At 71.1% G+C, this 19,126-nt stretch carries 16 protein-coding genes; 3 read left to right on the top strand and 13 right to left on the bottom strand.

Going from position 1 to position 19,126, the window contains the following annotated elements; translation table 11 throughout:
• Positions 1-15: 15 nt before the first annotated feature.
• Both GTY47_RS39745 and sigJ read right to left on the bottom strand, forming a co-directional pair.
• The gene (locus GTY47_RS39745; RefSeq protein ID WP_010042482.1) at positions 16-1,335 is read right to left on the bottom strand and encodes a jacalin-like lectin; all 1,320 of its coding nucleotides are present in this window, start codon (positions 1,333-1,335) and stop codon (positions 16-18) included.
• Between the two features lie 122 nt (positions 1,336-1,457).
• Positions 1,458-2,372, bottom strand: a complete 915-nt coding sequence (gene sigJ / locus GTY47_RS39740) for an RNA polymerase sigma factor SigJ (RefSeq protein ID WP_029181361.1) — start codon at positions 2,370-2,372, stop codon at positions 1,458-1,460.
• Between the two features lie 102 nt (positions 2,373-2,474).
• On the opposite strand from sigJ, the gene GTY47_RS39735 reads away from it, so the two are divergent.
• Positions 2,475-2,855, top strand: coding sequence for a hypothetical protein (locus GTY47_RS39735; RefSeq protein WP_010042478.1), 381 nt, complete (start codon positions 2,475-2,477; stop codon positions 2,853-2,855).
• A gap of 12 nt (positions 2,856-2,867) precedes the next feature.
• Here the strand turns inward: GTY47_RS39735 and GTY47_RS39730 are convergent, their stop codons facing one another.
• A complete protein-coding gene (locus GTY47_RS39730) occupies positions 2,868-3,644 on the bottom strand; it encodes a hypothetical protein (protein WP_010042476.1) in 777 nt (258 codons plus the stop codon).
• A gap of 239 nt (positions 3,645-3,883) precedes the next feature.
• On the opposite strand from GTY47_RS39730, the gene GTY47_RS39725 reads away from it, so the two are divergent.
• Positions 3,884-5,179: an MFS transporter gene (locus GTY47_RS39725; protein WP_010042474.1), complete on the top strand. Its 1,296-nt coding sequence runs from the start codon at positions 3,884-3,886 to the stop codon at positions 5,177-5,179.
• Here GTY47_RS39725 and GTY47_RS39720 read toward each other — a convergent pair.
• From GTY47_RS39720 to GTY47_RS39680, 9 genes are all read right to left on the bottom strand, one after another.
• Positions 5,169-5,975 carry an ABC-2 family transporter protein gene (locus tag GTY47_RS39720; protein WP_010042472.1) on the bottom strand — a complete coding sequence of 269 codons (807 nt, stop codon included), beginning with the start codon at positions 5,973-5,975 and terminating at the stop codon, positions 5,169-5,171. The genes GTY47_RS39725 and GTY47_RS39720 overlap by 11 nt on opposite strands.
• A gap of 1 nt (position 5,976) precedes the next feature.
• A complete protein-coding gene (locus GTY47_RS39715; protein ID WP_010042469.1) occupies positions 5,977-6,780 on the bottom strand; it encodes an ABC-2 family transporter protein in 804 nt (267 codons plus the stop codon).
• Position 6,781: 1 nt separating this feature from the next.
• Positions 6,782-7,777, bottom strand: coding sequence for an ATP-binding cassette domain-containing protein (locus GTY47_RS39710; RefSeq protein WP_010042466.1), 996 nt, complete (start codon positions 7,775-7,777; stop codon positions 6,782-6,784).
• Positions 7,778-7,903: 126 nt separating this feature from the next.
• Entirely contained in the window at positions 7,904-10,774 is a 2,871-nt protein-coding gene (locus GTY47_RS39705) for a glycoside hydrolase family 2 TIM barrel-domain containing protein (protein WP_010042464.1), read from the bottom strand.
• A 12-nt stretch (positions 10,775-10,786) separates the two neighbouring features.
• Positions 10,787-11,671: a carbohydrate ABC transporter permease gene (locus tag GTY47_RS39700; protein ID WP_010042462.1), complete on the bottom strand. Its 885-nt coding sequence runs from the start codon at positions 11,669-11,671 to the stop codon at positions 10,787-10,789.
• Complete coding sequence (locus GTY47_RS39695) at positions 11,668-12,633, bottom strand: sugar ABC transporter permease (RefSeq protein ID WP_010042460.1); 966 nt, start codon at positions 12,631-12,633, stop codon at positions 11,668-11,670. The genes GTY47_RS39700 and GTY47_RS39695 overlap by 4 nt, the downstream gene beginning before the upstream one ends.
• 20 nt (positions 12,634-12,653) lie before the next feature.
• A complete protein-coding gene (locus GTY47_RS39690; RefSeq protein WP_010042457.1) occupies positions 12,654-13,916 on the bottom strand; it encodes a sugar ABC transporter substrate-binding protein in 1,263 nt (420 codons plus the stop codon).
• A gap of 220 nt (positions 13,917-14,136) precedes the next feature.
• Positions 14,137-15,384, bottom strand: coding sequence for an ROK family transcriptional regulator (locus GTY47_RS39685; protein ID WP_029181360.1), 1,248 nt, complete (start codon positions 15,382-15,384; stop codon positions 14,137-14,139).
• A 1,191-nt stretch (positions 15,385-16,575) separates the two neighbouring features.
• Entirely contained in the window at positions 16,576-17,337 is a 762-nt protein-coding gene (locus GTY47_RS39680; protein ID WP_040903481.1) for an ANTAR domain-containing protein, read from the bottom strand.
• A gap of 136 nt (positions 17,338-17,473) precedes the next feature.
• Between GTY47_RS39680 and GTY47_RS39675 the strand changes: the two genes are divergently transcribed.
• The gene (locus GTY47_RS39675; RefSeq protein WP_029181359.1) at positions 17,474-17,824 is read left to right on the top strand and encodes a helix-turn-helix domain-containing protein; all 351 of its coding nucleotides are present in this window, start codon (positions 17,474-17,476) and stop codon (positions 17,822-17,824) included.
• Position 17,825: 1 nt separating this feature from the next.
• Here GTY47_RS39675 and GTY47_RS39670 read toward each other — a convergent pair whose 3' ends face one another.
• Positions 17,826-19,085, bottom strand: coding sequence for a D-arabinono-1,4-lactone oxidase (locus GTY47_RS39670; protein ID WP_010042450.1), 1,260 nt, complete (start codon positions 19,083-19,085; stop codon positions 17,826-17,828).
• Between the last annotated feature and the right edge of the window lie 41 nt (positions 19,086-19,126).

Genomic DNA, 19,126 nt, shown 5'->3' with positions numbered 1-19,126 from the left:
GAGCGTAGTACGAGCTCAGCGGATCGGCGCGTACACCACCCCCAGCTTGTCGATCTCACCGCCCGCGCGGCCCGTGAAGCCCACGATCCGCCAGCCGGAGGGGGCCGTGAAGGTCTTCGCGTCGGACGTGGCCGTGCCGGCGGACAGGGTGCGGTTCCGGTCCGTCGTGAAGGTCGCCGAGAAGATCCGGGTACGGCCGTCCTTCTGGCCCTGCGTCAGCCTCACCGAGGTCAGGTGCTCGCCCGGGGCCAGTGTCAGCGAGGCCGCCGTGCCGCCCGTGCCGCCGTGGGTGAGGGCCGTCCCGCCGTCGTGGGTCAGGGACACCGCGTCCAGGCGGGTGCCGCCGCGCAGGGTGAGGGTGCGGGGAGCGGGGTTCGCCGGCAGGTCGTCCGCGTCGTTGAAGGCCGTGCCGTGCGGGCCGCCGAAGAAGTCGCTCGCGCGCAGGGAGGGGTTGAGGGTGTAGGAGAAGTCGACCGTGTGCGGGAAGTGGTCGGAGAGGTGCTTGCCGTCCGAGCGGAGGAAGGCCTTCCAGTCGTTGGCGTAGCGGGTCGCGGTCAGGGTCAGCAGCTTGCTGCCGCGGTAGAGGACCTTGTCCACGACCTCGCAGTCGTTCGCCGGCGCCGCCGCGTCACAGACCAGCGCGTCGCCGCCCTGGGCCGGGGGCGTACCGCCCTTCACCAGCTTCACCCACGCGTCCGTCAGGCCGTTCTCGGACAGCAGGGTGCGGATGTTGTCGCCGGTGCGGGTGTACCGCGTGTTGGTGTCCCCCATGACGATCACCGCGTTGCCCGCCGAGTTCTCCTGGATGAAGTCCGAGAGCTGCTCGACGTTGGCCCGGCGTGCCGCGAGCGCGTCGTCGGTCGAGTCGGCGTTGGTGTGCACGTTGTACAGGTCGACGAAGACGCCCTCCGCGATCCTGACCCGCGCCAGCGAAAAGCCCTTGGGCGTCAGGCAGTTGGTGCCCGTGCAGTCCTTCCACTTCACCCGCTGGAAGTCCTCGAAGGGGTGGTCGGAGAGGGTGTTGAGCCCGTCACCGAAGGCCGCGCCACCGCTGGTCGCCGTGCGGTACGGGTGCTTGTCGTTGGCGTACAGCGAGGCGTGGTAGTTGAAGTCCTCCTGCACGTTCACGATGTCGTACGGCCCGAGCCGCTGCCCGATCAGCGGCGTGTTGGTCTCGGGGTCGCTGTCGCCGAGCCCGAGGGGGAGGCCCGCGATGTTGTACGTCAGCACGTTGAAGGAGCCGGAGTCCGCGGCGGCGGCGGGCGCCGCGGAGGTCGCGGTCAGTCCGGTGAGGGTCAGAGCGGCGGCGGCGAGGGTGCCGAGGAGTCGTCTCATGGTGGGGGTGTCTCCGGTAGGGGAGGCGGAGCGGGACATGAACGATGTTCAGGTTCGACGCCAACTCGGGTGATGCGCAAGGGACATGGGGGAAACAGTGGGAGATGAAACGGCGGACCGGGCTACGACCGCGCCCACGGTCGCAGTTTCGCCGGGTTGCGGACCGCCCAGATCCGGGTGACGCGCCCGTCGGAGACGTCGAACGCGGCCACGGTCATGACGAGGCCGGCCCGCAGGGCCACCAGGCCCGGCCCGCCGTTGACCGTCCGCTCCAGGAGTTCGAGCCCCGGAGCCTTGTCGGCGATGGCGGCCATGTACTGGGCGATGCGGGCGCCGCCCTCGACCGGGCGCAGGACGGTGCCGACCATGCCGCCGCCGTCGGCGGTCATCACGGCGGCCGGGTCGAGGAGACCGACGAGGGCTGCGATGTCCTTGGTCTCCCAGGCCTCTTTGACCTGCCGCACCACGTCGGCCCGACCGGTCGCCGGCACCGGAGCGCGTGCGGCGCCCACCCGCCGCCGGGCGGAGGCCGCCAGTTGCTTGCAGGCCGCGGGAGTCCGGCCGAGCACGCCGGCGATCTCGGCGAACGGATACCGGAAGACGTCGTGCAGGACGAACGCCACCCGCTCGGCGGGCGTCATCGACTCCAGGACGACGAGGAAGGCCATGGACACCGACTCGTCCAGGACGATCTGATCGGCCGGGTCCGCGGGCCCGTTGGGGGCGGCGCCGCCCGCGCGGTCCCACTCGGTGCGGTCGGGCAGCGGCTCGGGCAGCCACGCGCCGACATAGCGTTCACGGCGGGCCCGCGCCGAGCCGAGCAGGTCCAGGCAGATGCGGCCGGTGACCGTCGTCAGCCAGGCGCCCGGGGACAGGATCTCCTCCCGCCGACTGCGGGGCAGCCCGTACCAGCGTGCGTAGGCGTCCTGCACGGCGTCCTCGGCCTCGGTCACCGAACCGAGCAACCGGTAAGCGACATTCATCAGTTGGCGCCGCTCTCCGGCTGTCCCGTCCGTCCCGGCCCCGGCACTCCCCATGCTTCCGGCCGCCCCCTCGCCTTACCTTTCGCGGGCCCGCGTCGTCGGGCTGGTGAGACCTTATCGATCCACTGCCCGAGGGCGGACAAGGGGAACTGTGACATGGCCACTCAGGTGACGGCGACGGCGACGGCGGGCGCACAGCGCGGCTCCGCGTTCCTGCGGATCGCGATCGCCCTTCAGACCCTGACCATCTTCCTTCAGGCGGTCTCCGCCGGACTGCTGCTGACCTCGTCCTACGGAGAGACGCTGCACAGTGCCGGAGCCCGCGTGATGTACGGGGCGTCGATGCTGTACCTGCTCGCGGCGGTACTGGCGTGGAAGCCGGGCGGCGGCTCGCCCCGGCCCGTCTGGCACGCGTCGGGTTTCCTCGTGCTCGCCTCGGTCCAGGTCGTGCTCGGCATCGCGCACGTCCCGTCGGTCCATCTGCCCCTGGGGGTCCTGATGTTCGGTCTGAGCGTGCTGGCGCTGGCCCGGCGCTGAGGTCGGGGTGACTCATGGGCGACGTGGGTGACGCAGCAGCTCCAGATCCGCGCCCCAGGAGTCGAGCACCCGGTCGTGGCCGGCCCGCCGTGCCGTCTCCTCGACGCCGGCGAAGAGGGCCCGCTGGGTGGGCGGGTCGCCGTCGGCCAGGATGCGGCGGACGACCGGCAGGAGCCGGCTCGCGTCCCAGCGGGGCTCGCCCAGCGGCTGCCGCTCCAGCTCCCACCGGAGGTACTTGTTGTACGGCCGGACGCGGCGGTGCAGGGCGAAGAGCACCTCCAGCGCGTAGGGGACGGACTCGGCGGCGTCCAGGTGGCCCATGTCGGGGCGGCCGTCGCGGTAGCTCTTCAGGGAGCGGTAGGTCTGGTTGACGTACGCGTCGAGCCAGCCGTCGACGGCGGCCCGGGCCTCGGTTTCGCCCAGCGTCCGTTTCTCGTCGAGGATCCGGGCGATGGCACCGTCGAGCCGGTCGAGCAGTACCTTGGCGTGGACGTAGGAGTAGCGCGCGAAGTGGTCCGGCCGGCCGGGCATGCCGCGGGTGCGGAACTCCGCCAGCTCGATGACCACGAGGTCCAGGTGCGCGGAACGGAACCAGTCCAACCCGGCGATCGGCGAGGCGTGCTGGTCCCGCAGGATCACATGCAGGTCGTAGTCGGAGTGGACCGTCGGCATGCCCTCGTGGACCTGGGAGCCGCTCAGGACCAGTCCGACGACGCCGGGATCGGCGGCCGCCCGTGCGGTGAAGGCGGCCAGCGTGTCGTCAGGAGTGTCGCCCAAGGCGATGTGCATGGTGATGTCTCCCCGCGGAACGTCAGGGGTACGGGTCGGGTTCGCGTCTGCGGTGTCCGGGACACCGCGGGAGAGATCACCTCACGGTGCGGACGCTACCCCGTCCGCACCGCACGCCGGTAGCGATTTCTTGCGCTCCCGCGGCGATGTCGAGGGCGCGGGTGCGACACCCTCGGTCGACGGGGGAGCCGTAAGGTTGCCGGGCAGCCAGGGGGCCGGGACAGGGGGGGGAGGCGGGCATGACGTACGGCGCGGCGCGGCGTGAGGACGAACCCGGCGGCGGGACCGCCCCGGACGCCGCCGACCAGGGCTTACCCGGCACCCGACCGCTGTGGCGGCAGCGGGACTTCGGCATCTTCTGGACCGCGCAGACGCTCTCCGTGCTCGGCGACTCCTTCGCGCTGATCGCCCTGCCCCTGCTGGTGCTTCAGGCCACGGGGTCGGTCGCGCGGATGGGGCTGCTGACGGCGGTGGGCGGGGCCGCCTCGGTCGTGGCGGCGGTGTTCGCCGGGGCCGTGGTGGACCGGGTGGACCGGCGCCGGCTGCTCATCGCCTGCGACCTCGTGCGCATGGGCCTGTACGGGGTGATCCCGCTGGTGTGGCTGTTCGGCCCGCAGATCTGGCTGCTGTACGTGGTGCTGCCGCTGTGCGAGGCCGTGGGGATGCTGTTCGCGGTCGGCTACGTCACGGTCGTGCGAGGTTTGGTCGGCACCGGGCGACTCACGGAGGCCAACGGGCGGCTGAACGCGACGGCCGCCGCCGCGGGGGTCCTCGGGCCGCTGTGCGCGGGACTGGTCGCCGCCTGGTCCGGCCCGGCCGCGGCGGTCGGTGTGGACGCGGCCAGCTTCGGGGTGTCGGCCGCGTGCCTGTTCTTCGTACGGTTCCGCAAGCGCGCCCCGGACGAGCACCCGGGCCGCGGCGCGGGCCTGTGGCAGGACCTGCGCACCGGCATCGCCTTCCTCCACGGCCACCCGGTGCTGCGCTCGCTCACCGCCCTCCTCTTCGTCTTCAGCTTCCTCACCCTCGGCCTGAACGACCTGGTCATCTACCACCTCAAGCACGACCTCGGCCATGACGACCAAGCGGTCGGCACCGTCATGGCGGTCGGCGCGCTCGGCACCATCACCGGCGCCCTGCTCGTGGCCCGGGTCCGCCGCCGCCTGGGTTTCGGCGCGACGTGGACCGGCTCGGTCGCGGTGTGCGGGCTGGCCTTCGCCGGTCTCGGCTGGGCCCGCGACGTCCCGGCCGTCGCGGCCCTGAGCGCCGCCTTCCTCGCCTGCGTCGGCATGGCGGGCACCTGCTCGTTGTCGCTGCGCCAGGAGGTCACCCCCGAACACCTCCTGGGCCGCGTCACCTCCGCCTTCTGGACGCTTCAGTACGCGGCGGCGCCCATCGGCGCGGCCGTGCTGACCTGGGCCGCGGAGGAACAGGGCACGACACCGGTCGCCCTGGTCGCCGGAGCGACCTGCGTCCTGCTCGCCGTGACGGCCCTGTTCACCCCGATCCGCGGATCTGGCCGGAACCTCACCCGTTGACCCCGGTGTAGTGCCGCAGACTCCACCGCCACAGCAGCCGCGCCCCCAGGTACGCCAGCAGCCCGAGCAGCGGTGAGGCCGCCGCCAGCCAGTACGGCACGCCCGTGGTGTGGCCGTGGCCGGTGAGGACCGCCGCCGGGAAGTAGGCGACGAACGCGAGCGGGAGCCCGTAGGTCAGGAAGCCGCCCACCGCCTTGGGGAGGACGTTCAGCGGGTAGCTGCCGAACGTGCCGAGGAGTTCCTCCAGCCAGCGGCCCCACATGTCGGCGGCCGGGAACCGCAGGGACGCGCTCGCCACGACCGTGAACAGGGCCGCCTCCAGCAGCATGCCGCCCAGCACGGCCGCGACCAGGTACGTGATCCGGCCCGCCGTCCAGTCCAGGTCGCTGCGGGACAGCGCCCCGACCATCAGACCCGCCGCGACCGTCAGGTCCCCGATGGCGTTGGTGGGGAAGAAGGCCAGCTGGATCTGCCGGTGGACCGGCATCGGGCGCATCAGGTAGATGTCGACCCGGCCTTCCTGGATCTGCCGGCCGGCCCAGTGCATCCGCCCGAGGAACAGCACGAACAGACCGTGCGCCAGCATGCGGGTCGCCGGGATCAGCAGCACGTCCGAGCTGTCCCAGCCGCCCATCCCGGCGAACCGGGACAACAGCACCGTGGCGAACACGATCACCGACACCTGCCAGATCGCCCCGATGGCGATCATCAGCAGGAACTCGGTGCGGTACTCCATCTGCGCGCGGAAGTTGAGCGCCGTGACGCGCCACACGATCCGCAGAGCCTTCACCGACATCTCAGCCTCCCTGCGAGATCACGCGCCGGGCGGCCCGCCGCCACAGCAGCCGGGTGAACAGCGCCAGCACCACCACCCACACCACCTGCACGGACAGCTGGAAGGCCGCGTCGGACAGGGGGATCCGCCCCACGTACAGCGACAGCGGCACGCTCAGCGTGGCCTGGAAGGGCAGGAAGGCGCTCATCGTCACGAACCAGTCCGGGAAGAACCACAGCGGCGCGTACACCCCGGACAGCAGGTTCTGCGCGAACAGCAGGATGAGCATCGCGGCGGTGTTGCGGACCGTCCAGAAGCACAACTGGTCGAGCACGAGCATGACGTAGTACAGGACCCACTGGCCGAGCAGCATGCTCACCACGAACACCCCGGCCACCGAGGCCGAGCGGGGCGGCTCGACCACCCCCGCGGCCAGGCAGATCAGGTAACCCGTCAGCGCCCACGCGAGTCCGTACAGCTGCTCGCCGGCGGCCCGCACGGCGTAGTAGCGCTGCGGCGGCAGTGGCCGCAGGTACCAGTAGACGATCGTGCCGAAGTGCATGTGCTGGAGGACCGTGTCCCGGCCCGCGTACTGGTCCAGCTCCCGCAGCCGGGACGCCAGGACGGCCAGCACGGCGTAGGTCACCGCCTGGTCGCGGCTCAGCCCGGCGGTGGTGCCGGTCTGCGCGTACAGGCCGCGCCACAGCGACCAGACCAGCACCACCTGAACGGCCAGCCGGAGCGCGACGGCGGTCATCCGGGGCGGGGCGCTCAGCTCGCCGAGCGGGGTGACCCGGGCGGCGCGCCAGGCGTGCAGCACGGCCATGTCAGACCTCCCCGGCATGCGCGTACGCGGCCCGCATGACGTCCTCCAGGTCCGCCTCGTCCAGGGCGATGTCCGTGACCTCGAACCGCTCGATCACGGCCTTCAACGCCTGCTGGACGGTGGGCGCGTCCGCCCCGTCGGGGCCGAAGACGACCTGCGCGCCACCCCGCCGCAGCAGCGTGATGCCGGGCGGCGGTACGACCTCGGCGTGCGGGTCGGCGAGCGTGGCCCGCACCTGCCAGGTCGAGCCGAACTTCCGGCGGATCTCGTCCAGCGTCCCGTCCAGGACCAGCCGGCCGTGGTTGACCAGCACCACCCGCTCGGCGAGCCGCTCGACCTCCGTCATGTCGTGCGTGGTCAGCAGCACCGTACGGCCGCGCTGCTCGACCTGGTGGCGCAGGAACTCCCGCACCTGCTCCTTGACCACCACGTCCATGCCGATGGTCGGCTCGTCCAGGAACACCACCGGCGGGTCGTGCAGCAGGGCGGCGGCCAGATCGCTGCGCACCCGCTGGCCCAGGGAGAGGTGGCGGACCCGGGTGTCCCAGAAGGACGACAGGTCCAGGATCTCGTCGAACTCCTTCAGCCGGGCGGCGTGTTCGGCCTTGGGCACCTCGTAGATGTCCCGCAGGATCGCGAACGACTCGCGCACCGGCAGGTCCCACCACAGCTGGGTGCGCTGCCCGAACACCGCGCCGACGTTGCGGGCATTGCGCTCGCGCTCCCGGTACGGCACCACGCCCGCGACCCGGGCCTCGCCGGACGTGGGCGTGAGGATGCCGGTCAGCATCTTGATGGTGGTGGACTTGCCGGCGCCGTTCGGGCCGAGCAGGGCGAGGAGTTCGCCCGGGGCCACGTCGAAGGTGATGTCGGTGACGGCGTGCTTGGCGACCCGCTCCGGGTTGACCAGGGATCTGACGGCGCCCAGGAAACCGGGGCGGCGGACGGTGGTGTGGAAGGTCCGGGTCAACCCGCGGACCTCGATGGCGACATTCAACCGACCCACCAACTTCCTTGTGGGGAAAGCAGTGCGGCCGGTCGGCTTCGAGGGCCGACCGGCCGCGGATGACGTCCCGACACTGTCGGAATGTCGATCAATTGGTCAATCGATTAATCGGGTTTCTTACCTGGTGGTCGAGAACACGAACGCGAACTGAGCCGGCTCGGCCTTCAGGAAGTACTGCGGCAGCGGACCCGGGCCGCACGACTGCGAGCCGATGCCGTGCTGTCCGTGGTCGAGGTTGACCCACACCGTGTCGCCGGGCGTGAGGTCGGTGCGGTGCCGCGCCGCGTCCAGCTGCTCGGTGGTCCAGCGCCGCGCGGTGAACCAGAACTCCGGGTCTCCCTCGATCCGCAGACCGCCGAGCTCCACCCAGCGGACGTCGGCGCGGGCGCCGTTCTCCTGCGGGCGGACGTACGGCGTCTGCAGCCCGTCCACCGTCGACTGCCAGCGGCCCACCATGGACGCCGCCCGGGTGTCCGGGTACGCCTCGCCCGGGCCGCCGCCGAACCACTCCACGGAGTCGGCCTCCGACAGCCCGAACCGGACGCCGAGCCGGGGCAGCGGCACCGTCCAGTCGCCTTCCGGCGTCACCGACACGGACAGCCGCAGCCGCTCGCCGTCGGACGTCCAGCGGTACACCGTGTCCAGGCCCACCTCGCGGGCGGCCGGCGCCACCCGGGTGCGGACCGTCAGCGCGTCGTCGCCCGCCTCGACCGAGACCAGGCGGTGCCGCATGCGGTGCAGGCCGAGCGTGCGCCACAGCGTTCCGTAGCGGGTGTCGGTCTGCCACTCCGCGCCGTCGTCGTTGTCGGTCGGCGCCCGCCACACGTCCAGCCGCGGGGCGCTCACCTCGACCCCGCCGATCGACAGCAGCGCACCGGTGCGGGCGTCGAACGCGGCCGGGCCGAGGGTGAACCGGTTCCCGTCGCGCACGGGCCGGTCGGTCGCGGGGAAGGACGGCAGCGGCCGTGCCCCCGCGGCGAACTGCCCCCAGGCCACGACGTGACCCTTCGCGGCCCAGGACGTGTCGTCCGCGAGCAGCGCCCGCACCGTCCACTGCCGTTCGCCGCCCCGGCCGTCCACGGGCGGCTCCGGCAGCTTCACCTCGGCGCTCTCACCCGGCGCGAGCGCCGGCACCGACAGCGAACCCGACTCGACCGTCTCCCCGTCCACCTGGCACGACCACTCGAAGGCCAGCGCGGACAGGTCGGCGAAGTCCTGCTTGTTGGTGATCCGCACGATGCCGTTCGCGCCGTCGCCCTCGATGTGGACCGGCTCGATCACCTTCTTGTACTCGACGAGGCCCGGCGACGGCGTCCGGTCCGGGAAGACCAGCCCGTCGCAGACGAAGTTCCCGTCGTGCAGCTCCTCGCCGAAGTCACCGCCGTAGGCGTAGCCCAGCTCGGCGTGCTTGACGCCGTGGTCGATCCACTCCCAGATGAACCCGCCCTGGAGCCGCTCGTACTTCTCGAACAGCTCCTGGTAGTCGGCGAGCCCGCCCGGGCCGTTGCCCATGGCGTGCCCGTACTCGCACTGGATGAACGGCAGTTCGCGGCGCCTGTGCGTACCGCCGTCGAGCCGCTGCCCGATCTTCTCGACCTCGTCGTGGAAGGCGTACATCCGCGAGTAGACGTCCGTGTCGCGGCAGTTCCAGTCGCCCTCGTAGTGCACCAGCCGCTCGGGGTCGCGGTCGTGGATCCACTCGGCCATGGCGGTGAGCCCGCGCCCGGTGCCGGCCTCGTTGCCCAGCGACCAGATCACGACGGACGGGTGGTTCTTGTCCCGCTCGACCATCCGCGCCGCACGGTCGAGCAGGGCCGGGGTCCAGCGGTCGTCGTCGACCGGGTTGTCCCGCCAGTCCTGCTCGGTGAAGCCGTGGGTCTCCAGGTCGCACTCGTCGATGACCCACAGGCCGTACTCGTCGCACAGGTCGAGGAAGGCCGGGTGCGGCGGGTAGTGCGAGGTGCGCACGGCGTTGAGGTTGTGCCGCTTCATCAGCAGCACGTCCTCGCGCATGGTCTCCAGGTCGAGCGCGCGGCCCTGCTCGGGGTGCCACTCGTGCCGGTTGACGCCCTTGAAGAGGACGGCCCTGCCGTTGACCTTGACGAGCCCGTCCTCCAGGACGACCGTGCGGAAGCCGATCCGCAGCGGCACCCGCTCGCCCTCGGTGGCCAGCACACCGTCGTAGAGCTTCGGCGTCTCGGCCGTCCACGGCTCGACGGCCACCGTCACCGTCTCGCCGGTGGCGACATCGATGTCCAGGGCGGGGACGGTCACCCGCCCGTCGACGTCGGAGTCGACGCGCAGGGTGCCCTCGCCGGTGGTGTGGTCGTACGACGCGTGCACGAAGAAGTCGCCCACGCCGCCCGCCGGGCGGTGCAGCAGGGTGACGTCACGGAAGATGCCCGGCAGCCACCACTGGTCCTGGTCCTCCAGGTACGACCCCGCCGACCACTGGTGCACGCGCACGGCCAGCACGTTGCCGCCCGGCTTCAGCAGGTGCCCGACCGCGAACTCGTGCGGCAGCCGGGAGCCCTTGAACTCGCCGAGCTCCGTGCCGTTCAGCCAGACGCGGGCGCAGGACTCGACCCCGTCGAACCGCAGCACCGCCCCGCCGTCCGACGGCCAGTCGGACGGCAGGTCGAAGACGCGCAGATGGTCACCGGTCGGGTTCTCGGTCGGGACGTGCGGCGGGTCCACCGGGAAGGGGTACAGGTGGTTGGTGTAGATCGGGGACCCGAACGCCCCGTCACCCTGGAGGACCCAGTGCCCGGGGACCGTGACCTCGGCCCAGTCCCCGGCCTCGTAGCCCTCCTCGGCGAACGAGTCGTCCTCGGCGTCGACGGTCGCCGACAGCCGGAAGCGCCAGCTGCCGTTCAGGGACAGGGACTGCGCGTCCGAGGCCGCGTACCAGGCGCGGGGCGGCAGGGCCCCGCTGCCCGGGGAGACGTCCTCGACGTAGTCGACGGATGGGGTCGTGCGGAAAGACATCGGTCTCCTAGCTCAGCCCTTGATGCCGGTCTGGGCGATCCCCTGCACCAGCCAGCGCTGGAGGAAGAGGAAGACGAAGATCAGGGGCAGGATCGAGATGGCGGTCGCCATGAAGATCAGGTGGTAGTTGACGGTCTGGTTCGTCATATATGACGACAGCGCCACCTGGACTGTCCAGGCGCTGGGATCCTGGCCGATGACCAGGGGCCACAGGAAGGAGTTCCAGCCGTTGATGAAGGTGATCGTGGCGATGGCCGCGAAGAAGTTCAGCGAGTTCGGCACGACGATCCGCCAGTAGGCGCCCCAGTAGCCGAGCCCGTCCACGCGCGCCGCCTCCTCCAGCTCCTTCGGGAACCCCAGGAAGTACTGCCGGAACAGGAAGCACGTGAAACCACTGAAGAGGCCCGGGATGATGAGACCCCGGTAACTGTCCACCCAGCCGAGCGACGAGACCAGCACGAAGCTCGGCACGAAGGTGACCGCCGTCGGAACCATCAGGGTCACCAGAACGGCGTAGAACACCTTGTTGGCGTGCTTGTACGGGATGCGGGCGAGGCCGTAGCCGGCCATCGAGCAGATCAGCAGGATTCCCGCCGTGTGGAGGACGGCGACGACCACGGAGTTCCACAGGGACTGCGCGAAGTCGACGGTGACGTCGTCGAACGGCTCGGTGACGTTGCCCCACTGGATGGAAGTGGGGAACCACTTCCAGCTCTCACCCGTGATCTCCGGGTCCGTCATCAGCGCGTTGCGGACGATCAGATAGAAGGGGATCAGGAAGAGGAGGGCGGCGACGCCCGTCGCGATGTACAGACCGGTGCTGCCCATGACGCCGCCGCCGCGCCTGACCTTGGCCGGCTTCGTCACCTTGCTGATGTCGGGTGCTGTGGTGGTCACTTGGACTCCTCACCCCTTCCGAAGCCCATGATCTTGCCCTGGAGCAGTGTGACGACGCAGATGAGCAGGGTCAGCACGACCGCGCCCGCGCTGCCCGCGCCGTAGTTCTGGTTCTGGCCGAGGGCCATCTTGTAGAGCTCGACCAGTGGGGGCTGGCCCCAGGTGGCCTTGCCGAGCAGGTTGAAGAACTCGTCGAAGGCCTGGTACGCGGCGACCAGCAGGAGCAGGATCACCGCGGTGGAGGTGGCCCTGAGCTGGGGCAGGGTGATGTGCCGGAAAGTCTGCCAGCCCGGCTTGGCGCCGTCGATGGCGGCCGCCTCGTACAGCTCCCGCGGGATGTTCTGCAGCGCCGCGATGAACAGGATCATGTAGAAGCCCGACTGGAGCCAGAGGCGGACGGTCACGATGACCAGCCAGTACCAGGGCGGGTCGGGGTTGGCCAGCCACGCGATGTTGTCGATGCCGAACCAGCCGAGGACCGTGTTGGCCAGACCGAAGCGGACGCCGTTGAAGATGGACATCTTCCAGATCAGCGCGGCGGCGACATAGCTGACCGCGGTCGGCAGGAAGAACACCGACCGGAAGAACGCCCGCATGAACCGCAGCCGGTTGACCAGCAGTGCCAGACCCAGCGAGAGGGCCCAGGTGGCGGGCACGATGAACGCGGCGAACACGGTGAACGTGACCAGCGAGTTCCGGAAGTTCGTGTCCGTCAGGATCTGCTTGTAGTTGTCGAAACCGACGAACTCGCTCGGCGTCACGGTGAAGCGCGCCTCGAAGAAGCTGAGCCAGATGCTCCAGCCGATCGGCACGAAGACGAATATCACCAGGCCGATCAGGAACGGCCCGGTGAATAGCCAGAAGTTGAAGGTGCTGTTCGCCCTCAGGCCCCGCCTCGGCCGGGTCTTGGAGACCTTGGCCGGGGCGGGCTGGGCGACCCCGCGTGTGGTGGTGGTCGACATGTCGAGATCCGTCCGGTGGTCTATCCGAAGAGCTTCTTGAGTTCGGCGTTGACCTTCTTCTCACACGCGTCGAGCTGGGCCTTCGGGTCGCCGTTCTTGCGGACGGTGTTGGCGATCACGTCCCAGAACGCGGCGATCATGGCCTGCGTCCAGCCGATGTTGTCGAAGTGGCCGAACTCGTTGAAGAGCTTGACCCCCTCGGCCGGCAGACCGGACTTCAGCTTGGTCGCGGACGCGGCGAGCGAGGCGCGCGGTGGGATGTGGAAGCCGTAGGAGGTGGCGAAGTCCTCCTGGTACTGCTTCTGGTCGATCCACAGCCACTTCACGTATTCCTTGGCCGCCTCGACGTTCTTGCTCTTGGCGTTGACGAACATCGACCAGCCGCCGTTGTAGACCGACTGCTTGCCGGCCGAGCCGACCTTCGGGAACGGGAAGATGCCGATGTCGTCGCCGAGTGCCTTCTGCATGGCCGGCATGGCCCACATGCCGCACCACTGGATCGCGGTGAGGCCCTGGATGAAGGCCGACGGGTCCCACGAGTCGGCGGGGGCGTCGAGGAGCAGGTTGCCGCTGGTGAAAAGACCGCGCAGCTGCTTGAGGCCCTCGGCGACGGCGTCGGTGTTGAAGGCGGGCTTGTTGTCCGCGGTGAGCGTGTCGGCGCCGGCCGACCAGATCAGCGGGCGGTCGATCGAGGTCAGGTCGTTGCCGAGGAAGATGCCCTTGACCTTGCTGGTGGTCAGCTTGTCGGCGGCTTCGATCAGCTCTTCCAGGGTGGTCGGCACCTCGACCCCGGCCTTCTTGAACAGTGAAGGCCGGTAGAAGAGGAACTGCGGGTCGTCGATCATCCGGACGCCGTATATCTTGCCGTCCACCGTGTGCGACTTGATGTCGGCCTGGTTGAAGTCGTCCTTGACCGGCTCGATGATGTCGGTCAGGTCGGCCACCTGACCACTCTTGATGAGCTGGATCTGCGGGTGGAACTCGAAGACGTCGGGCGCGTTCTTGGTGAGCAGTGCCGCGAAGAGTTTCTGCTCGTAGTTGTTGCCGGTGATCCACTGCGTGGTCACGTTGGCGTCCTTGTACGCCTTCGCGTACCGCTTGACGGCCTGCTCGACGCCGGCCTCGCCGTACGCGTGGAAGTACTGGACGAGGCCGTCGCCCGAACCTCCGCTGCTCCGGCCGGTGTTGCTGCCGCACGCGGCAAGCCCGCCGGCGGCGGCCAGGCCCATCGCGGCCCGCAGTACGTTTCGGCGGTCCCAGTTCATGTTGCTCGATGCCGACATGCTGACGTCCTTGTCTCGAGTGCGGCTGCGGCTCTGCGGCTCACTGCCTGATGGCTCACGGCCCGGGGGCTCGCGCCAGATGGCTCAAAGAGAGGTGCGGTGCGGGACGCTAGAGCTTCGGCTAAGGCTTCGGCAAGGGGTTGGACGAAGTCTGTTCGAAGCGTTGTGTCCGGTTCGCGATTTCGAACGAGCGGGGGTGGCGGAGGAGTTGCTTCCGCCGCTACGAGGGTGGAGCGGTGGTGCGGCTCCTCGCGCGGGTGGTGCGTGTGCCGTTTCTCTGCCCGACGGCCTGGAGCGCGCCTTCGAGCGCGAACGTGGCCGCGCCCAGGCACACCGGGTCGGTGGGGATCGGGGAGAGGACGATCTCGGTGGCGGCCAGCGGCCGCGGGAGCGCGTGCCGGGCGACGGCCTCGCGCACCTCGTGCAGCAGCGGTTCGCCCAGGGTGCGGGCGACCCAGCTGCTCAGCACGACGATCTCGGGGTTGAACAGGTTCACCAGGTCGGCGACGCCGGCGCCCAGATAGCGCGCGGTCTCCTGAACGGCCCGGCGGGCCACCGGGTCGTCCGCCGCGACCCCGCGGGCCAGGGCGTCGATGGTCGCCGTCTGGTCGTCCGGGTGCAGCAGCGCGCTGTCGGGGCCGATCTCGCGCAGGTTCAGCATGATGCCGCGCGCGCCGACGTACGTCTCCACGCAGCCGTGGTTGCCGCAGCGGCACAGGCGTCCGTCCAGCACCATCGTGGTGTGGCCCCACTCGCCGGCGCTGTTGCTCACGCCGCGGTGCAGTCCGCCGCCCAGGACGAGCCCGGCGCCGACGCCGGTCCCGAGGTTGACCACGACGGCGTTCCCCCGTCCGCGCGCGGCCCCGAACCACAACTCGGCCACCGCGCTGGCGCGCAGCGGGTTGTCCAGGTACAGGGGATAGGCGATGTGCTCGGTGAGCAGGTCGAGCAGTGGTACGTCGTGCCAGTCCCAGTTGGGCGCGTACTCCGAGGTGCCGGTGGCGCGGTCCACCTGCCCCGGCACGCTCACCCCGACCCCGAGCACCCGGGCGCCCTCGATGCCGGCCTGGGTGACCACCGAGCCGACCGCGGTGGCCACATGGCCCACGACCTGCTCCGGCAGGCTCTCGCTGGCGCGGACGTCCTCCTCGGCGCGGGCGAGGACGTTCAGCCCCAGGTCGAACAGCTCGACGTGGACGTACGTCTCGGCGATGTCGACGCCGATCAGCGCGCCGCCCGAGGAGTTGACCGCCACCAGGCCCCGGGGGCGGCCGCCGGCCGAGTCCTCGAAGCCGACCTCCGTGATCATGCGGAGGTCGAGCAGCTCGCCGACGAGTGTGGCGACCGTGGCGAGACTGAGGCCGGTGGCTGCCGCCAGCTCCTGCCGGGAAGTCGGTGACTCGGCGATGATCTGGCGGAGCACCTCGTAGCGGTTCGCGGTGCGGATGTCACGTGACGTGCGCTTCACCGGGGTGCCCATCCCTTCCCAGGCCGGCTCGGGCCGGGTCGACATCGGCACCGGCGCGGCGCAAGGCTATGGGCTGCCGGGACTTTCGACAAGGGGTTAGGAAAGGGGCTTTATAAAGTGCGCGGCTGGTGAGGGCACGGGGTGGCCGGTTGATGGCCCCGACCACCAGCGTGCTCAGGATGCCTCAGGCGAGGGCTGGGGGTATGTCCGGGGTGTGCGGGATGCGCGGGCGAGGCGTGAGGCTGGATGCGTGCGGACCCGGGTGTGCGGGCTGGCTCTCACCGGCCCCGGCCCCGCCGAGGACGCCCCCGGCGACCCGCTCGCCGGGCTGTTTGCGGAGGGTTCGAGTGAGCCGTCCGCCGGCCCGTGCCGGGGACGGCCGCCTGGCGCCGCCGCGCGTGCGGGCCTGTGTGCGTCGGCCGGGTGCGCGTGGGTCGGGTGCGTGCGCGGACCGAGTGTGCGCGGGCCGGCCCCTCGCAATCGGCCCCGGTCTCGCCGAGCGCCCCGTGGCGACCCGCTCACCGGGCTGTTTGCGGAGGGTTGGAGTGAGCCGTCCGCCGGCCCGTGCCGGGGACGGCCGCCTGGCGCCGCCGCGCGTGCGGGCCGGTGTGCGTCGGCCGGGGGTGCACCGGCCGGGTGCGCGTGGGTCGGGTGCGTGCGCGGACCGAGTGTGCGCGGGCCGGCCCCTCGCAATCGGCCCCGGTCTCGCCGAGCGCCCCGTGGCGACCCGCTCACCGGGCTGTTTGCGGAGGGTTGGAGTGAGCCGTCCGCCGGCCCGTGCCGGGGACGGCCGCCTGGCGCCGCCGCGCGTGCGGGCCGGTGTGCGTCGGCCGGGGGTGCACCGGCCGGGTGCGCGTGGGTCGGGTGCGTGCGCGGACCGAGTGTGCGCGGGCCGGCCCCTCGCAATCGGCCCCGGCGCCCCCGGGCGACCCGCTCGCCGAGCTGTTGTGCGGAGAGCTCCAGTAGCCCGCCGACCCAGGCCGGAGATGGGTGCCTGGCGCCGCCGCACGTGCGGGCCGAGTCTGCGCGGGTCGGGCCGGCCACCTCATTCGGCCCGGTCCCGCCGAGGACGGCCCCCGGCGACCCGCTCGCCGAGCTGTTTGGGGAGGGCCCGAGTGAGTCGCCCGCCGACCCGGGCCGGGTGCCTGCCAAACCGGGGGCGTGCGGGGCGGGTGCGCGCCGGTGTGTGCGTCAGTCGCTGTCCTCCGCCGCGGCTCCGGTCGCCGGGCACGCCGTCGCCTCGGTCCGGGGGCTCGTGCTCGCTACGGCCGCCGCGAGTTGCTGCTGCACCGGCTCGGGCAGCGTGCTGCCGTGGATCGTGCCCACCAGGTCCCGGGCCAGATGGTGCAGCTTGGTGTTGGTGTTCTGGGAGGTCCTGACCAGCACGCTCCAGGCCGCCTCGGGGCTCAGGCTGAAGGAGGCCATCAGGATGCCGCGGGCCAGGTCGATGGTCGGCCGGGTCTGCATCGCCCGCCGCAGCTGGGCGACTTCGGCGCGGAGGTCCTGGTCGTCGGCCGCCCCCGGGCCGGGCGCGGCGGCGGTGGGGCCTACGGCGTCCTCGTGCGGGCCCGGGACCGCGAACAGCGCCCGGGTGCCGGTCAGGTCGAGCAGGCGCTCGACCGCGCGGCCGCTGGAGCGGACGGCGACCGTCTTGCCCTGGTCGAGGGCGCGCATGCGCAGGTCCAGCAGCATGTTGAGCCCGGAGCAGTCGCAGAACCCGATCGCGTCCAGCCGCAGGTCGATGCCGCTGCCCGACAGCGTGAGGATGTCGTGCAGATCCGGCAGCAGCCGCCGGCTGCCCAGGTCGAGTTCACCCCACACGGTGACGGTCATCCGGTCGCCGTCCGGTACGACGTCCATGGTCGCCATGCACGGCGGGATCTCCGTCGGCGCGCTGTCGCCCGCCGCGGATACGGCGCCCTCCTGCGTATGAGACCGCGCAGGGTCCGGCATGGCCCTGTTCTCCCTTGTCCGTTCGCCGTGCCTCCGTCTTTCCAGCGTTGCCCCTCTACCCCACACCCGTCAACCAATACATGAAACGCAGTACGTGTTTTTGAATACGTGTACGCCTGGTCGGTAGAGTTGGGGCATGGATGGAGTACCCGAGCCACACACCGGATGGACGTTTCTCACCAACCATGCCCGGGTGCTGGCGGCCATCGCCGACAACCACAGCGCCCGTATCCGGGACATCGCGGCCCACTGCCGGCTCACCGAACGCGCCGTCCAGAAGATCATCGCCGACCTGGAGCAGGACGGTTATCTCTCCCACACCAGGGAGGGCCGCACCAACACCTACCGGATCGACCCCGCCAAGGTGCTGCGTCACCCCGCCGAGGCCGGTCTCACCGTGGCGTCGCTGCTCTCCCTGCTCGTCAAGGACGAGGCCGACCGCGCCACGACCCCCGGCGACCACAGCCGGCCGCACGCCACGACCTGACCTAGGGCGTGTCCCCCAGCACATCCCGCACGAAGGCGTTGGCGAAGGTCCCCTCCGGGTCCAACTCCCGCGCGAGCGCCCGGAAATCGCCGAGCCGCGGATACAGCCCGCGCAGGGCGGACGCCGGCAGGGTGAACACCTTCCCCCAGTGCGGACGCGCCCCGAACGGCTCCAGCGCCTCCTCGACCCGCCGCACCACCGGCAGCACCGCCGCCGTGTCCTCGACCCAGGTGAAGTGCGCCGCCACGGTGTCCCGGCCGTAGGAGGGGCTCAGCCACTGGTCGTCGCCGGCGACCGTGCGCACCTCGCAGGTCTGGAGGACGGGGGCGAGGGTCTCCCGGATCGCGTCGAGCGCGTGCAGCATCTCGACGGCGTGCCCGCGCGGCAGCAGGTACTCCGACTGCAACTCCGCCCCGCTGCTCGGGACGAACTCCGCCCGGAAGTGCGGCAGCCGCTCGTGCCACGGCCCCGGCACACCGAACTGCTCGGTGCAGTTGACCGCGGGCATACCCGGCACGGGGTGCATCTTCTCGGTGGCGGGAGCGGCCCACGGGAAGGCGGGCAGCGGCTGGTCGGAGCGCCGCTTGAGCCACACCTGCCGGAAGCCCGGCGCGCGCCAGTCCGTGAAAAGGCTGACGCTGTACGCCGTCGCCATCACCGTCTCGAACGTCCCTGAGTCCAGCCCCTGGAAGGGCAGCTCCGTGAACACGTGCTGCTCGACCTCGAAGGCCGGCTCCAGGTCGAGGGTGAGCGCGGTGACGACACCCAGCGCCCCGAGGGCGGTGACGGCCCCGCCGAACCGCTCCTCGTCCCGTCCTATGGTCACCGTCGAACCGTCCGCCGTGACCAGTTCCACCTCGCGCACGACCGCCGACAGCGGGCCGTTGAGCACGCCCGAGCCATGAGTGCCGGTCGCGACCGACCCGGCCACCGAGATGTGCGGCAGCGACGCCATGTTGGGCAGCGCCAGGCCCTCGCCGTGCACCCGGCGGGCCAGCTCCGCGTAGCGCACGCCGCCGCCGACCCGGACCGTGCGGGCCGCCGTGTCGACGTCCACCTCCGGGGGCAGCTCGGCGAGCGACAGCAGGACGCCCTCGGCGCCCGGCTCGGCGATCTCGTTGAACGAGTGTCCGCTGCCCAGCACCCGCACCCGGTCGCTGTCCGCGACGAGCGCGCGCAGCGCGGTGAGCGAGCCCGGCCGGTGCAGTTCCTTGGCCGCGTAGGTGATGTTCCCCGCCCAGTTGGTCACGGTCCCGTCCATCGCGTCTTCCTTCCCCGAGGCAGCGGGGGGCCGGGAAAGCC

It is taken from the genome of Streptomyces sp. SID5464, assembly GCF_009862985.1.
Lineage (GTDB): Bacteria > Actinomycetota > Actinomycetes > Streptomycetales > Streptomycetaceae > Streptomyces > Streptomyces chartreusis_D.
The sequence above is the reverse complement of the archived record's forward strand: the minus strand, read 5'-3'. Positions and strand labels throughout refer to the sequence as shown.

What these genes read in the sequence shown, in the direction of transcription:
- GTY47_RS39745 (WP_010042482.1), bottom strand. Translation starts at nt 1,335, where the DNA reads ATGAGACGACTCCTCGGCACCCTCGCCGCCGCCGCTCTGACCCTCACC.
- sigJ (WP_029181361.1), bottom strand. Translation starts at nt 2,372, where the DNA reads ATGGGGAGTGCCGGGGCCGGGACGGACGGGACAGCCGGAGAGCGGCGC.
- GTY47_RS39735 (WP_010042478.1), top strand. Translation starts at nt 2,475, where the DNA reads ATGGCCACTCAGGTGACGGCGACGGCGACGGCGGGCGCACAGCGCGGC.
- GTY47_RS39730 (WP_010042476.1), bottom strand. Translation starts at nt 3,644, where the DNA reads ATGCACATCGCCTTGGGCGACACTCCTGACGACACGCTGGCCGCCTTC.
- GTY47_RS39725 (WP_010042474.1), top strand. Translation starts at nt 3,884, where the DNA reads ATGACGTACGGCGCGGCGCGGCGTGAGGACGAACCCGGCGGCGGGACC.
- GTY47_RS39720 (WP_010042472.1), bottom strand. Translation starts at nt 5,975, where the DNA reads ATGTCGGTGAAGGCTCTGCGGATCGTGTGGCGCGTCACGGCGCTCAAC.
- GTY47_RS39715 (WP_010042469.1), bottom strand. Translation starts at nt 6,780, where the DNA reads ATGGCCGTGCTGCACGCCTGGCGCGCCGCCCGGGTCACCCCGCTCGGC.
- GTY47_RS39705 (WP_010042464.1), bottom strand. Translation starts at nt 10,774, where the DNA reads ATGTCTTTCCGCACGACCCCATCCGTCGACTACGTCGAGGACGTCTCC.
- GTY47_RS39695 (WP_010042460.1), bottom strand. Translation starts at nt 12,633, where the DNA reads ATGTCGACCACCACCACACGCGGGGTCGCCCAGCCCGCCCCGGCCAAG.
- GTY47_RS39690 (WP_010042457.1), bottom strand. Translation starts at nt 13,916, where the DNA reads ATGTCGGCATCGAGCAACATGAACTGGGACCGCCGAAACGTACTGCGG.
- GTY47_RS39680 (WP_040903481.1), bottom strand. Translation starts at nt 17,337, where the DNA reads ATGCCGGACCCTGCGCGGTCTCATACGCAGGAGGGCGCCGTATCCGCG.
- GTY47_RS39675 (WP_029181359.1), top strand. Translation starts at nt 17,474, where the DNA reads ATGGATGGAGTACCCGAGCCACACACCGGATGGACGTTTCTCACCAAC.
- GTY47_RS39670 (WP_010042450.1), bottom strand. Translation starts at nt 19,085, where the DNA reads ATGGACGGGACCGTGACCAACTGGGCGGGGAACATCACCTACGCGGCC.